A 13,100-nucleotide genomic window follows, 5' to 3' on the forward strand; every position below is an offset into this window, starting at 1 on the left:
CGGGCCGCAACGAAGGCCCCCGAACGCCAACCGATTACTTCATCCCCAGGGAGGATGTCCCATGTCCAAGCCGATCCAGTCCCAGCCGATCCAGTTCAAGCCGGTCACGTCCAGGCTGATCCGGGGTCTCTTCGCCGGCGCCGCGCTCCTCGCCATGGTGGTCCCGGCCTCGGCCGAACCGAAGGCCGAGGTCATCCACTGGTGGACGAGCGGCGGCGAGAGCGCGGCCGTGAAGGTGTTCGCCGAAGCCTACGGCAAGGCCGGCGGCACCTGGATCGACACGGCGGTCGCCGGCGGCGAGAACGCCCGCTCGGCCGCCATCAACCGCGTCGTCGGCGGCAACCCGCCCACCGCCATGCAGTTCAACACCGGCAAGCAGTTCGACGACATCGTCGCCCAAGGGCTCGTCAACGACGTGGAGACCGTCGCGGCCCGCGACGGCTGGCGCGACTTCCTGCCGAAGCCGCTTCTCGACGCCGTCTCCCGCGACGGCAGGATCTACGCCATCCCGGTCAACGTGCACGGCCAGAACTGGGTGTTCACCTCCACCAAGGCCTTCGAGGCCGCCGGCGTGAAGCCGCCGCAGAGCCTCGACGAACTGGTGCCTGCCCTCGACGCCCTCAAGGCCGCCGGCATCACGCCCATCGGGCACGGCGGCCAGCCCTGGCAGGACGGCATGATGTTCAACGCCATCCTGCTCGCCAAGGGCGGCCAGGACCTCTACCGCTCCATCTACGCCGACAAGGACGGCGAGGCGGTCCGCTCCGAAGCCTTCCGGGCGGTCGTCGACTACTACGGCAGCCTGCGCGGCTATGTGGACCCGGGCTCGCCGGGCCGCCACTGGAACGACGCCACCGGCATGCTGATCAGCGGCAAGGCCGGCGTCCAGTTCATGGGCGACTGGGCCAAGGGCGAGTTCAAGGCCGCCGGCCTCACCGCCGGCGAGGAGTTCGGCTGCTTCGTGGCCGGCCCCGACTACATGATCGGCGGCGACGTCTTCGTGCTCGCCAAGACGGACGACCCGGACCAAAAGGCCGCCCAGGAGCTTCTGGCCACCACCCTCCTGTCCCCCGAGGCGCAGGTGGACTTCAACCTGATCAAGGGGTCCGTCCCGGTCCGCCCGGACGTGGACACCGCGCGGTTCGACGTCTGCGGCCAGACCGGGATGGAGCGGCTGAAGGACGAGGGCCGCCAGATCGGCAATCCGGAGATGCTGTCGAGCGCGGACCTCGTCGGCTCCACGCGCGACGTGATCACCGAGTTCTGGAACACGCCGGACATGACCACCGACGACTTCGTCGAGGGCTTCGTGGAAGCCCTCGAGATTGCCGGCTGACGTCTGTCCGACGCCGGGAACCCGCGGGCCGCGACCGTCCTCCCTCGCGGACCCGCGGGTTCCCCCGCCCCTCCATCGCCGGAGACCGATCATGAGACCGCGTCGCACGAGCGCCACGGGGACGCTCGCCCTCCTGCCCGTCTGGGCGGTGGTGATCGTCGCCTACCTGGGCACGATCGCCTGGACGGTGGTGATCTCCTTCACCGCGTCCAAGTCGCTGCCCGTCTACGAGTTCGTCGGACTCGCCCAGTACGAGCGCCTGTTCCGCACCAGCCGCTGGCTCGTGTCGGTGGAGAACATCCTGATCTTCGGGTCGCTCTTCATCGGCACCTGCCTCGTGGTCGGCTTCCTCCTCGCGGTGGCGCTCGATCAGCGGATCCGGGCCGAGGGCGCCTTCCGGACCATCTATCTCTACCCCTACTCGATGTCCTTCATCGTCACCGGCCTCGTCTGGCAGTGGATCATGAACCCGGCGCTCGGCGTCCAGGCGACGGTGCGTGGCTGGGGCTTGGAAGGCTTCACGTTCGACTGGGCCGCCAACCGCGACATGGCCATCTACGCGGTCGCGGTCGCGGGCGTCTGGCAGGCGTCCGGCCTCGTCATGGCCATCCTCCTCGCCGGCCTGCGCGGCATCGACCAGGACCTCTGGAAGGCCACCAAGGTCGACGGCATCCCGACCTGGCGGGTCTACGCGTCCATCGTGCTGCCGCTCCTCAAGCCCATGATCGTCACCGCCGTGGTGCTCCTCTCCGTCGCCGTCGTGAAGGCCTACGACCTCGTGGTGGCGCTCACCCGCGGCGGTCCCGGCATCGCCAGCGAGGTGCCGGCGAAGTTCGTCATGGACAACCTCTTCGAGCGGTCGAACATCGCCCTCGCCACCGCGGCCTCCACGGTCATGCTCGTCAGCGTGCTCGCCGCCCTCGCGCCCTGGCTCTACGCCGAATACATCCGCGCCTCGGGAGCGCGCGCCGCATGACCGCCCCCTCCGCCTCCGCCGTCGTCGCCCGCGGCGCCCGGCCTAGGACGATCACCGCCGGCCGGATCGGCCTCTACGTCTTCCTCGCCGTGTCGGCCCTCTACGTGCTGACGCCGCTCTACGTGATGGTCGTCACGTCGCTGAAATCCATGGAGGAGATCCGCCTCGGCGGCATCTTCGCCCTGCCGGCCGCGCCCACCGTGGCCCCGTGGGTGGAGGCCTGGTCGACCGCCTGCACGGGCCTCACCTGCGACGGCATCCAGGTCGGCTTCTGGAACTCCGTCGCCATCCTGGTGCCGAGCGTGATCCTCTCCGTGCTCGCGGGCGCCATCAACGGCTACGCCCTCTCCTTCTGGCGGCCGCGCGGGGCGAACGTGCTCTTCACGCTCCTTCTCCTCGGCGCCTTCATCCCGGTGCAGGTCTTCATCTATCCGCTCGTCCGCATCTCCGCGGTCCTCGGCGTCTACGGCACGCTGCCGAACATCGTCGCCATCCACATCATCTTCGGCCTGCCGATCACCACGCTCCTCTTCCGCAACTACTACGCCGGCGTGCCGGTGGAGCTGTTCAAGGCGGCGCGCGTCGACGGCGCCGGCTTCTGGCGGATCTTCCTCCAGGTGATGCTGCCCATGTCGACGCCCATCGTGATCGTCGCCTGCATCCTGCAGGTCACCGGCATCTGGAACGACTTCATCCTCGGCCTCGTCTTCGCCGGGCGGGACAACCTGCCGATGACGGTGCAGCTCAACAACGTGGTCAACACGACCACCGGCGAGCGCCCCTACAACGTCCACATGGCGGCCACCATCCTGACGGCCTCCGTACCCCTCCTGGTCTACTTCGTCTCGGGCCGCTGGTTCGTGCGCGGCATCGCGGCCGGCGCGGTGAAAGGATGATGCCCATGCATGCGACCATCTCGGCCGCCGATCTCAGGCTGGCCCAGGCCCCGGTGGAGACGAGCGTCTCCGTGCGCGACCTGAAGATCGCCTACGGCGCCCTCACGGTGCTCGACAGCCTCTCCCTCGACGTGGCGAAAGGCGAGTTCCTCGTCCTCCTCGGCCCGTCCGGCTGCGGCAAGTCCACCCTCCTCAACGCCGTCGCCGGCCTCATGGACATCACCGACGGGGAGGTCTGGATCTCCGGCCGCAACGTCACCTGGGCGGAGCCGAAGGACCGGGGCATCGGCATGGTGTTCCAGTCCTACGCCCTCTATCCGCGCATGACGGTGGCGGAGAACATGTCCTTCGGCCTCAGGATCGCCCGCCTCTCCAAGGCGGAGATCGCCGAGCGCGTGGACCGGGCCGCGAAGCTCCTGCACCTGACGCCCCTCCTCAACCGCCGCCCGGCCGAACTCTCCGGCGGCCAGCGCCAGCGCGTCGCCATCGGCCGCGCGCTGGTGCGCAACGTGGACGTCTTCCTCTTCGACGAGCCGCTCTCCAACCTCGACGCCCAGCTCAGGGCGGAGCTCCGGATCGAGATCAAGAAGCTCCACCAGTCCCTCGGCAACACGATGATCTACGTCACCCACGACCAGATCGAGGCCATGACCCTCGCGGACCGGATCGCCGTCATGAAGGGCGGCGTGGTGCAGCAGCTCGCTCCGCCGCAGGAGATCTACAACCGTCCGGCGAACCGCTTCGTCGCCGGCTTCATCGGCTCCCCGGCCATGACCTTCCTGAACGGCGCCCTGAAGGGCCGCGCCGTCGATCTCGGCGCGGGCGTCACCGTCCCGCTCGACGGCTACGCCTTCGCCGAGCCGGCGCGGGCGAGCGGGCCTGCGGTGCTCGGCGTCCGGCCCGAGCACGTGGCGCTCCTGCCGGCGGGCGCCGGCGGCGCCGTCGCCCAGGGCCGTTTCGCCGCCACCGGCACGGTGCGGATGATCGAGCCCACCGGCGCCGACATGACCCTCTGGACCGAGATCGCCGGCCAGCCCCTCACCATCCGGGCGCCGGCGGACCTGTCGATCCGGGTCGGCGACGCCATCGGCTTCGCCCTCGACCTCACCCGCGCGTCGCTCTTCGACGCCGACACCGGGGCGCGGCTCTGACGGCCGCCCCCGTTCCAGCCTTTCCAGCCGCATTCGGAGGACGCCCGCGATGGCGCTCGCGCATACCCTGTCGTTCCAGCTCTATTCCTCGCGCAACTTCCCGCCCCTCGGCGACCAGCTGCGCACCCTGAGGGCGCTCGGCTACACCAACGTGGAGCCCTACGGCGGCCTCTACGCGGACCTTCCCGCCCTGAAGGCCGCCCTCGACGACACCGGCCTTGCCGCCGAGAGCGGCCACATGGCCCTCGACCGGCTGCGGACCGACCTTCCCGGCGCCGTCGCGATCGCCCGCGCGCTCGGCATGCGCACCCTCGTGGCGCCCTATCTCGACGCCGCGAGCCGCCCGGCGGACGCCGCCGGCTGGCGCGCCCTTGCGGCCGAACTCGGCCGCATCGGCCGGGCCCTTCGGGCGGAAGGCCTCGCCTTCGCGTGGCACAACCACGATTTCGAGTTCGTGGCCCTTCCCGACGGTTCGCTCCCGATCGACCACATCCTCGCCGAGCCCGACGTGGAGCTGGAGCTCGACCTCGCCTGGGTCCACCGGGCCGGCGCCTCCCCGCGCGACTGGCTCGCCCGCACCCGCGGCCGGCTCGCCGCCGTGCACGTGAAGGACGTGGCGCCCGCCGGCGAGAAGGCGGACGAGGACGGCTGGGCCGACGTCGGCGCCGGCGTCCTCGACTGGCCGACCCTCTGGGGCGAGGCGGTCGCCGCCGGGCCGCGGCTGATGATCGTGGAGCACGACAACCCGTCCGACTTCGCCCGCTTCGCCCGGGCGAGCGCCGCCTTCGTCGCGTCCCTCGCCGTCCCGGCCTGAGGCGACCGCTCTCCCCCTCCGGCCCGCCCGTCCGGCGGCGGGCCGGCTTCCGGACCGCCCCGGACCGGTTCCAGACACCACAGGATCCTCCCATGACCATGCACATCGGCATCGTCGGCTGCGGCAACATCTCGGACATCTACCTCACCAACCTCGCCCGCCTGCCGGGCGTGGCGGTCACGGCCGTCGCCGACATCGACCCGGAGGCGGCCCGGGCCAAGGGCGCCCGCCACGGCGTCCCGGCCCTTCCGGTCGACGCGCTCCTGGCGCGCGACGACGTCGACACCGTGCTGAACCTCACGATCCCGGCCGCGCACGCGGCGGTGTCCCTGGCGGCGCTCGAGGCCGGCAAGCACGTCTATACCGAGAAGCCGCTCGCCACCTCGGTCGAGGACGGCGTCCGGATCCTGGAGCTGGCCGAGGCCCGGGGCCTCCGCGTCGGCGCCGCGCCGGACACCATCCTCGGCGCGGGCGTCGAGACCGCCGCCGAGCTGATCCGCTCCGGCGTCGTCGGCGAGATCGTCACCGGCACCGCCACCGTGCTCGGTCGCGGCATGGAGCACTGGCACCCGAACCCGGGCTTCTTCTTCCAGCCGGGCGGCGGCCCCGTGCTCGACATGGGCCCCTACTACGTCGCCGCCCTCGTCACCCTGCTCGGGCCGGTCCGCACCGTGCGCGCCACCGCCCGCATCGGCCGGCGCGAACGCCTCGTCACCGCCGAGGGTCCCATGAAGGGCCGCACCGTCGCGGTGGAGGTGCCCACCTCTGTCAACGCCGTCTACACGTTCGACAGCGGCGCCCACGTCACCTTCCTGGCCTCCTGGGACGTCTGGGCCCACAGCCACGTGCCGATCGAGCTCCACGGCACGGCCGCGTCGCTCCGGGTGCCGGATCCGAACTTCTTCGGCGGGATCGTCCAGGTGGCCGACGAGGGCGGCGCCTGGCGCGACATCGACACCGCCTCCAAGCCCTACGGCAGGCCGAACTGGCCGGCGGAGGACCCCACCCGCGCCAACTGGCGCGGCCTCGGCCTCGCCGACATGGCCGCCGCCATCGCGGAAGGCCGGCCGCACCGGGCGAACGGCGCCCTCGCGCTCCACACCCTTCGGGTCATGATGGCGACCCTCCAGGCCGCCGAGACGGACCGGGTCATCGCCCTTTGAGGCGTGACCCGGCTCCCGCGGGGCGCCCCTCTGGCGCCTCGGTGCGCCGGCGGCGGTGCCCCCACCGCCGCCGGCGTTCGCCTTCGGCCCGGATGGAGCATCCGTTACGGCCGGGGCGAACATCGACCGCGGGGCGGCGCGCCGGCAGCCGCCTTCGGCGGCATCTGACCATTCGGTGGGCATGTCCCTGATGGCGCCCCGGCGCGCCGCCGCGCCGCCTTCCGGGTCCGGCCGCTGTCCGCCCCGCCCGCCCGGCGCTTGGCCCCGTCCTTGCTATTTCCCTCCCTGGATCTTTCACGACCGGCCGCATGACAGGCCATGACCGGTCGGCAGACAGGGGGGCTCGATGACCGACACGTCCGATACTGTGACCGGTGCGTCCGGGGTGACCGGCGGAATGGCGGCGCCGTCGCGGCGCGGGGTGCTGCAGGGCATCGGCGGCCTTGCGGCCGCCAGCACCTTCGGCACCTTCACGATCATCTCCAGGTCGGCCCGGGCGGCCGAGCCCCTGCGCATCCTGTGCTGGCCGGGCTACGAGGAGAAGTCGGTCATCGAGGAGTTCGAGGACATCCACAAGACCAAGGTGGAGTTCAAGATCTACATCGGCGGCGAGCAGATGCTCCAGTTCTACGCCCAGACGCCGCCGGGCACCTTCGACGCCATCATCTCGGACGCCGAATACGTCCAGAAGCTGGTCGCCCAGAAGGCCGTGGAGGCCTTCCCGTCGGCCGCCATCCCGGAACTCGCCAACTACCACCCGAAGTTCGCCGACTTCGCGCCCATGCGCGCCGGCGACGGCGCCATCTACGGCGTCGCCACCCGGTTCAGCTTCTACGGCATCTCCTACAACAAGGACTACATGTCCCCGGAGGAGGCGCAGGACTGGTCGTCGCTGCTGCTGCCGAAGCTCACCGGCAAGGTGGGCGTGTTCGACTGGTACCTGCCGAACCTCGGCAACGCCAGCCTCGCCGTCATGCCGAACAACCCGACGCCCTACGACATCACGTCGGACCAGCTCGCCAAGGTGCGCGAGTGGCTGCTGCAGCTGCGCCCGCAGGTGTCCATGTTCGGCTCCGCCGGCCAGCCGATCATCCAGGCCATGATCGCCGGCGACGTCTACGCCTCGCCGACCGGCGACCTCGACATCGACCTGAAGCTCGCCGGCTACGACAACTTCGACAGCACCATCCCCAAGCAGGGCGGCATCCGCTGGCAGGAGGTGGCGACCCTCTGCGCCGGCAGCACCAAGAAGGACCTCGGCCTGGAGTGGATCAAGTACATGTCCACCGCCAAGGTCCAGTCCAACCTCGTCTACACCCAGGCGTTCAAGGCCCGCGCCCCGAACCTGAAGGTCGTGGAGCACTGGAACGACGACCAGAAGACGCTTCTCCACTACGTGCCGGATCCGGCCGACCCGTCCAAGCTGCTCGTGGAGGACCTGATCGACCGCTCCGTGCCGCGCGGCCTGCCGGCCCAGCAGCCCGAGCGGGAGTGGATCGACATCTTCAACGAGTTCAAGACCGCCTGATCACGCCGGCGAGATCTCCGGGCGGCGGGCCACCCGCCGTCCGGGCATCCGTGAGCCCGCCGTCCGGGCGCGCATGAGGGAGACGAGGGTCCGATGACCGAGGCGTCCGATCAACCGGACCTTGAGCTTCTGTCGGTGACGAAGCGGTTCAAGGGCTTCACCGCCGTCGACGAGGTGAGCCTCAAGGTGCGGCGCGGCGAGTTCGTGGCCATCATGGGCCCGAGCGGCTGCGGCAAGACCACGCTCCTGCGCATCCTGGCCGGCCTGGAGACCATGACCACCGGCCAATTGCGCATCCGCGGACGCGACGTCTCGGACGTGCCGGTCAATCTCCGGTCCACCCGGCTCGTCTGGCAGAACTACGCCCTCTTCCCCCACCTCGACGTGTTCGAGAACATCGCCTTCGGCCTCACCCTGAAGCCTCACGACAAGGCGGTCGTGTCCGGCAGGGTGAAGGCCATGGCCGACCTCGTCGGCATGCGGGACTTCCTCGACCGGCGCATCGGCCAGCTCTCCGGCGGCCAGAAGCAGCGCGTGGCCCTCGCCCGCGCGCTCGTCACCGAGCCGGAGATCCTCCTCCTGGACGAGCCGCTCTCCGCCCTCGACGCCCACCTGCGCCTGCGCATGCAGGGCGAGCTGCGCCGCATCCAGCAGGCGCTCGGCGTCACCTTCATCTACGTCACCCACAACCAGATCGAGGCCTTCTCCATGGCCGACCGGGTGGTGGTGATGAACGCCGGCCGGATCGAGCAGGTGGACACGCCGGAGCGGATCTACACCTTCCCGAAGACCCATTTCGTCGCCCGCTTCGTCGGCGCCAACAACCTGTTCGAGGGCCGCGTCTCGGCCGTGGACGAGCGCCACACCGCCGTCGCCTGCGGCCACGGCACCGTGACGGTGACGAACCGGGGCGCGACGCCCGCCGTCGGCGAGACCGTCACGGTCGTCGTCCAGGCCGACCGGATGCGCCGCGCCGCCGCCGGCGGTCCCGGCGAGAACACGGTGCCGGTGACGCTGAAGGGCCGCGAGTTCGCCGGCTCGCAGAACATCTACCTGTTCGACGGGCTGGACGGCACCGAGATCAAGCTCGTCGCCCAGGAATCCATGGGCAGCGCCGCCGTCATGGCGGTGAACGCGTCCATGACCGTGCATTTCTCCCCGGAGGACGCCTCCATCATCGGCTACGCCGGCCCCGCCGCCGCGCCGGCCGCGGACGCTCCGGCGCAGGCCCCGGCGGCCGTCTCTGCGCCGCCCGTCCAGGCTCCGCCGCCCGTCCAGGCCCCGACGCCCGAGCCCGCGGGAGCCGCCCCGTGACCGCCGCCGCGGCCGGCGACGCCGCGATCGGGGCGCCCGCCCGCGCCCGGCGCATGCGCACGCCGAACGACAGCCCGCTCAAGATCCTCTGCCTCGCCCCGATCGTGATCTGGTACGCGATCTTCTTCGGCCTGCCGCTGGTCTTCCTGCTCTGGATCGGCTTCTGGCGGGTGGAGAACTACCAGTCGATCCCGGACGTCTCGCTCCAGAACTACCAGGAGATCTTCCAGAACTGGGTGGTGAAGTCCCGCTACGGCCTCGCCATGCTCCAGTCCTTCTGGGTGGCGTCCACCACGGCCGCGATCGCCACCGTGCTCTCCTTCCTGATCGCGCTCGCCCTCGTGTTCGCCGTGCCGGCCAGGCGCCAGCGGCTGGCGCTCCTGTTCGTCATCGCGCCCTTCTGGTCGAGCTACGTGCTCCGCCTCTATTCCTGGCAGACCATCCTGTCCAAGAACGGCGTCCTCAATTCCATGCTGAAGGCGGTGGGCCTCGACGACTGGCGGCTGGAGATCATCTACACCCAGATCGCCACCCGGGTCGGGCTCGTGCACTTCCTCACCCCGGTCCTGGTGGTGATCCTCTACGTGACGGTCATCAACATCGACCGCACCCTCATCGAGGCCGCGCGCGAGCTCGGCGCCAGCCGCTGGCAGGCGTTCACGCGGGTGATCCTGCCGCTGTCGCGCTTCGGCCTCATCACGGCGGCGAGCTTCGCCCTCATCATGGGCCTCGGCGACGCCCTCTCCGGCGCGCTCCTCGGCGGCGGCGCGGGCGCGTCCGTGCTCGGCAAGTACCCGCTCTACTCCGCCATGCTGATGACCGACTACGCCAGTTCCACCAACCTGCCGCGCACCTCCGCCCTCGCCACCATCCTGGTCGTCGCCATGGTGGCCATGATGGCGCTCGGCGTCTGGGTCGCCGAGCGGGCCCGCCGAAGGGTGTCCGAATGATCGCCGGCGACCGCAATCCCTGGCCGGCGCTCGGCCGCGTCTTCCTGGCGCTCTCCTACGTCTTCCTGTTCCTGCCGCTCGTCCTCCTGGTGGTCTTCTCCTTCCAGGCGAACCGCTTCCCGGGCCTGCCGCTGCAGGGCTGGACGCTCGCCTGGTACGAGAAGATGATCGACCAGGGCACGCTGCTGCCGGCCCTCGGCCATTCCATGCTGGTCTCGCCGGCGGCCGCCACCGTCGGCACCATCATCGGCTTCTTCGCCGCCTACGCGCTGAACCGGTTCGACTTTCCCGGCAAGACGGTGCTCCTCGGCATCATCGCGCTCCCGATCCTGATCCCGCCGCTCATCCTCGGCGTCGCCTTCCTGGGCCTTCTGGCCCGGGTCCACCTCAACGGCACGCTGTTCTCCATCTTCCTCACCCACGTGGTGCTGGTCACCGCGCCGGCCCTCTCGGTCATCCAGCTCCGCCTGTCGCAGATGCCCAGGCAGATCGAGGAGGCGGCCTGGGATCTCGGCGCGACCGAACTTCAGACCCTGATGCGCGTGGTCCTGCCCTTCGCGGTGCCGGGAATCCTCGGCGGCTGGCTCCTCGCCTTCACCTTCTCGTTCGACGAGTTCATCATCGCCTGGTTCGTGTCCGGCTTCGACCAGACGCTCCCGGTCGCCATCTACTCCATCCTGGTCGCCTCGATGGAGCCGACCCTCAACGCCATCGGGGCGATCGTCTTCGCCATCTCGGCCCTGGTCCTCATCGGCATCGAGGTCCTCCTCCTGCCGCTCCTCTTCCGCAAGGACACGGAGGAGGCCTGACCGCGAGACGCATCAGGACGAGATCGGCCGCGGTCCGGCGACGCGCGATCCCGTCCTGCCGAACCGGCGAGCGTACCACGCGCCGAGACGGCCGGCGGGGCGTCCCCCGCCGGATCGGGCGTTCCGAGCACTCGGCCCCAGTCCTCTCGGCCCCCGTCTTCCCGGCCCCAGTCCTCTCGGTCCCGTCCTCCGGTCAGCCCGCCCCGTCGGCCCCACCGGCCGGGCTGCCGTCGATCACCCGCGGCGGCCCCATCCAGTGGTAGAGCTCCCACAGGTGTCCGTCCGGGTCGGTGAAATAGGCCGCGTAGGCGTTCCACGGCCAGGCCTTCGGAGGCCCGTAAAAGGCGACGCCCGCGGCCGACAACCGGACATATTCGGCGTCCACCGACGCCACGTCCGGCAGCCGCACCGCCACCATGACGGACGACGGCCCGCCCGTGGCGGAGAGGCCCGGCACGTAGGCGGCGATGTCGGACCGCAGCCAGAGCGCCAGCACCACCCCGTCGGTGAAGAACTCGGCAAAGCCGGTGTCGAGCCGCTTCACCGCAAAGCCCAGCCGGTCGCGGTAGAAGGCGACCGACCGGTCCATGTCCTCCACCAGGAGGCAGACGTCCGTCAGTCCGGCGACGGGCGGGGATGGCATGGGCCTGTCCTCAGGTGCACGAGAAGGTGGCGTAGCGTTCGATGTGATAGGGGTGGCGCGACAGCCCCATGCAGAACGACCCCACGCAGGCCTCGAACGCCGGCGCGATCGCCTTCGCGGGCGCGTTCAGCTCGGCGAGGCGCGCGTGGGCCGCTTCGACCTTGGCGGCGAGCGCGTCCATGTCGCAGCGGGTGTGCCGGCCGTCCTTCACCACCAGGTCGCCGCCCACCATCACGTGCTTCACGCCCGTGCCGTCCTCCGTCAGCACCATCTGGTTCGACGGCTCGTTCACCGGCATCCAGTTCACGGACTTCAGGTCCAGGAACACGATGTCGGCGTTGAAGCCCGGCGCGATGGTGCCGATCTTCGAGAAGCCCGTCGCATAGGCGCCGCCCACCGTGGCGGCCTTGATGATCTCCGGCGTGGTCAGCCAGCGGGTGTAGTCCGGCCCGCGCACGTTCGACACCATCGAGGCATAACGCATGGCCTCGTACATGTTCTGGTTGTCGGCGCAATTGGCGCTGTCCGTCCCGATCGCCAGATTGACGCCGAGCTCCAGCATCCGGCGCGCGTCCGCGATGCCCGATCCGAGCCGCATGTTCGACCCGGCATTGTGCGAGACCGAAGCGCCCTTGTCGGCGAGCCGCCGCATGTCGTCGTCGTCGAGCCAGACGCCGTGCGCCACCGTGAAGTCCGGCCCGATCAGCCCGAGGTCGTCGATGTGGGCGGTGATCGTCTTGCCCCAGAGCTTGAAGGCCGACACCGCCTGGGTCTTCGATTCCGCCACGTGGCTGTGCAGCACCACGCCGTAGTCGCGGGCGAGCCGGGCCGAGCCGACGATCAGCTCGTCCGTGCAGTGAAGCGGAATGGTCGGCGCGACGCCGAGCCTCACCCGCTCGGTGTCGAGCGTCCAGTTGTCTAGGGCGTGCTTCATGGCCCCCAGCACCGCCTCCGGCCCCTTGCGGTCGGTCACGGCCGCGATCTGCTGCAGGCGCGGCGGCAGGGCGTCGAAGAGGCCTGGAATCGCCTCGTAGAAGGAAAGATCGGCGATCATCGGAGCAAGCACCGCCCGCATCCCGGCGTCTTCGTAGGCACGGCCGATCGCGATCAGGTCATCGGTCGTGGCGAACGGCACCCCGAAGGTCAGATCATAGGCGGTGGTGCACCCCTTCAGCACCATTTCGACGGCGCCCAGATAGGCGTTCAGGTACTTCAGCTCCGTCGTCTGGTGGTCCAGCATCTCGTGGGCGCCGGTCCACAGGAGCTCCAGGGTGAAGCGGTCCGACTGGCCCTTGCACAGGTTGCCCATGCCATGGGTGTGGCCGTTGACGAGGCCCGGATGCAGGATCGTGCCGGCCGCGTCGAACAGAACCGCGTCGTCCGGCGCTGGAAAGCCCGGCGGCCCCACCTCGGCGATCACGCCGTCGATGACCAGGATGTCCGTCGGGTCCGCCTTGCGGGCCGCCCCGTCGATCAGCCGCCCGCCCCTGATGATCGTCTTTCCCATGGCACCGCCCTCC

At 70.3% G+C, this 13,100-nt stretch carries 12 protein-coding genes; 10 read left to right on the forward strand and 2 right to left on the reverse strand.

The genetic code is table 11. The features are described 5' to 3' along the window. Positions 1–61 precede the first annotated feature (61 nt). The 10 genes from HND91_RS02750 to HND91_RS02795 all read left to right on the forward strand — a co-directional run bounded on the left by HND91_RS02750 (position 62) and on the right by HND91_RS02795 (position 10,937). Positions 62–1,336: an ABC transporter substrate-binding protein gene (locus tag HND91_RS02750; protein ID WP_181704974.1), complete on the forward strand. Its 1,275-nt coding sequence runs from the start codon at positions 62–64 to the stop codon at positions 1,334–1,336. Positions 1,337–1,427: 91 nt separating this feature from the next. Next, the gene (locus HND91_RS02755) at positions 1,428–2,312 is read left to right on the forward strand and encodes a carbohydrate ABC transporter permease (protein WP_181704975.1); all 885 of its coding nucleotides are present in this window, start codon (positions 1,428–1,430) and stop codon (positions 2,310–2,312) included. Then, the gene (locus HND91_RS02760) at positions 2,309–3,208 is read left to right on the forward strand and encodes a carbohydrate ABC transporter permease (protein WP_181704976.1); all 900 of its coding nucleotides are present in this window, start codon (positions 2,309–2,311) and stop codon (positions 3,206–3,208) included. Before HND91_RS02755 ends, HND91_RS02760 begins: the two co-directional genes overlap by 4 nt. A gap of 53 nt (positions 3,209–3,261) precedes the next feature. Continuing rightward, entirely contained in the window at positions 3,262–4,359 is a 1,098-nt protein-coding gene (locus HND91_RS02765) for an ABC transporter ATP-binding protein (RefSeq protein WP_343057065.1), read from the forward strand. A gap of 49 nt (positions 4,360–4,408) precedes the next feature. After that, entirely contained in the window at positions 4,409–5,173 is a 765-nt protein-coding gene (locus tag HND91_RS02770; RefSeq protein ID WP_181704978.1) for a sugar phosphate isomerase/epimerase family protein, read from the forward strand. Between the two features lie 92 nt (positions 5,174–5,265). Beyond that, complete coding sequence (locus HND91_RS02775; protein ID WP_181704979.1) at positions 5,266–6,336, forward strand: Gfo/Idh/MocA family protein; 1,071 nt, start codon at positions 5,266–5,268, stop codon at positions 6,334–6,336. A gap of 346 nt (positions 6,337–6,682) precedes the next feature. Further along, the gene (locus tag HND91_RS02780) at positions 6,683–7,864 is read left to right on the forward strand and encodes an ABC transporter substrate-binding protein (RefSeq protein ID WP_181704980.1); all 1,182 of its coding nucleotides are present in this window, start codon (positions 6,683–6,685) and stop codon (positions 7,862–7,864) included. A gap of 93 nt (positions 7,865–7,957) precedes the next feature. Further along, positions 7,958–9,178, forward strand: a complete 1,221-nt coding sequence (locus HND91_RS02785) for an ABC transporter ATP-binding protein (RefSeq protein ID WP_181704981.1) — start codon at positions 7,958–7,960, stop codon at positions 9,176–9,178. Then, the gene (locus HND91_RS02790) at positions 9,175–10,128 is read left to right on the forward strand and encodes an ABC transporter permease subunit (RefSeq protein ID WP_181704982.1); all 954 of its coding nucleotides are present in this window, start codon (positions 9,175–9,177) and stop codon (positions 10,126–10,128) included. Before HND91_RS02785 ends, HND91_RS02790 begins: the two co-directional genes overlap by 4 nt. Then, the gene (locus HND91_RS02795) at positions 10,125–10,937 is read left to right on the forward strand and encodes an ABC transporter permease (protein ID WP_181704983.1); all 813 of its coding nucleotides are present in this window, start codon (positions 10,125–10,127) and stop codon (positions 10,935–10,937) included. Before HND91_RS02790 ends, HND91_RS02795 begins: the two co-directional genes overlap by 4 nt. Positions 10,938–11,130: 193 nt before the next feature. On the opposite strand, the gene HND91_RS02800 is transcribed toward HND91_RS02795, so the two are convergent. Together HND91_RS02800 and HND91_RS02805 are read right to left on the reverse strand one after the other, a co-directional pair. Continuing rightward, complete coding sequence (locus HND91_RS02800) at positions 11,131–11,580, reverse strand: VOC family protein (protein ID WP_181704984.1); 450 nt, start codon at positions 11,578–11,580, stop codon at positions 11,131–11,133. A 10-nt stretch (positions 11,581–11,590) separates the two neighbouring features. Next, positions 11,591–13,087, reverse strand: a complete 1,497-nt coding sequence (locus HND91_RS02805; protein WP_181704985.1) for an amidohydrolase family protein — start codon at positions 13,085–13,087, stop codon at positions 11,591–11,593. Positions 13,088–13,100 lie beyond the last annotated feature (13 nt).

It is taken from the genome of Chthonobacter rhizosphaerae, assembly GCF_013839525.1.
GTDB classification, from domain to species: Bacteria; Pseudomonadota; Alphaproteobacteria; order Rhizobiales; family Pleomorphomonadaceae; genus Chthonobacter; species Chthonobacter rhizosphaerae.

Coding starts and splice junctions, on each gene's coding strand:
- HND91_RS02785 (WP_181704981.1), top strand. CDS start 7,958: ATGACCGAGGCGTCCGATCAACCGGACCTTGAGCTTCTGTCGGTGACG.
- HND91_RS02750 (WP_181704974.1), top strand. CDS start 62: ATGTCCAAGCCGATCCAGTCCCAGCCGATCCAGTTCAAGCCGGTCACG.
- HND91_RS02780 (WP_181704980.1), top strand. CDS start 6,683: ATGACCGACACGTCCGATACTGTGACCGGTGCGTCCGGGGTGACCGGC.
- HND91_RS02755 (WP_181704975.1), top strand. CDS start 1,428: ATGAGACCGCGTCGCACGAGCGCCACGGGGACGCTCGCCCTCCTGCCC.
- HND91_RS02800 (WP_181704984.1), bottom strand. CDS start 11,580: ATGCCATCCCCGCCCGTCGCCGGACTGACGGACGTCTGCCTCCTGGTG.
- HND91_RS02775 (WP_181704979.1), top strand. CDS start 5,266: ATGACCATGCACATCGGCATCGTCGGCTGCGGCAACATCTCGGACATC.
- HND91_RS02760 (WP_181704976.1), top strand. CDS start 2,309: ATGACCGCCCCCTCCGCCTCCGCCGTCGTCGCCCGCGGCGCCCGGCCT.
- HND91_RS02770 (WP_181704978.1), top strand. CDS start 4,409: ATGGCGCTCGCGCATACCCTGTCGTTCCAGCTCTATTCCTCGCGCAAC.
- HND91_RS02795 (WP_181704983.1), top strand. CDS start 10,125: ATGATCGCCGGCGACCGCAATCCCTGGCCGGCGCTCGGCCGCGTCTTC.
- HND91_RS02805 (WP_181704985.1), bottom strand. CDS start 13,087: ATGGGAAAGACGATCATCAGGGGCGGGCGGCTGATCGACGGGGCGGCC.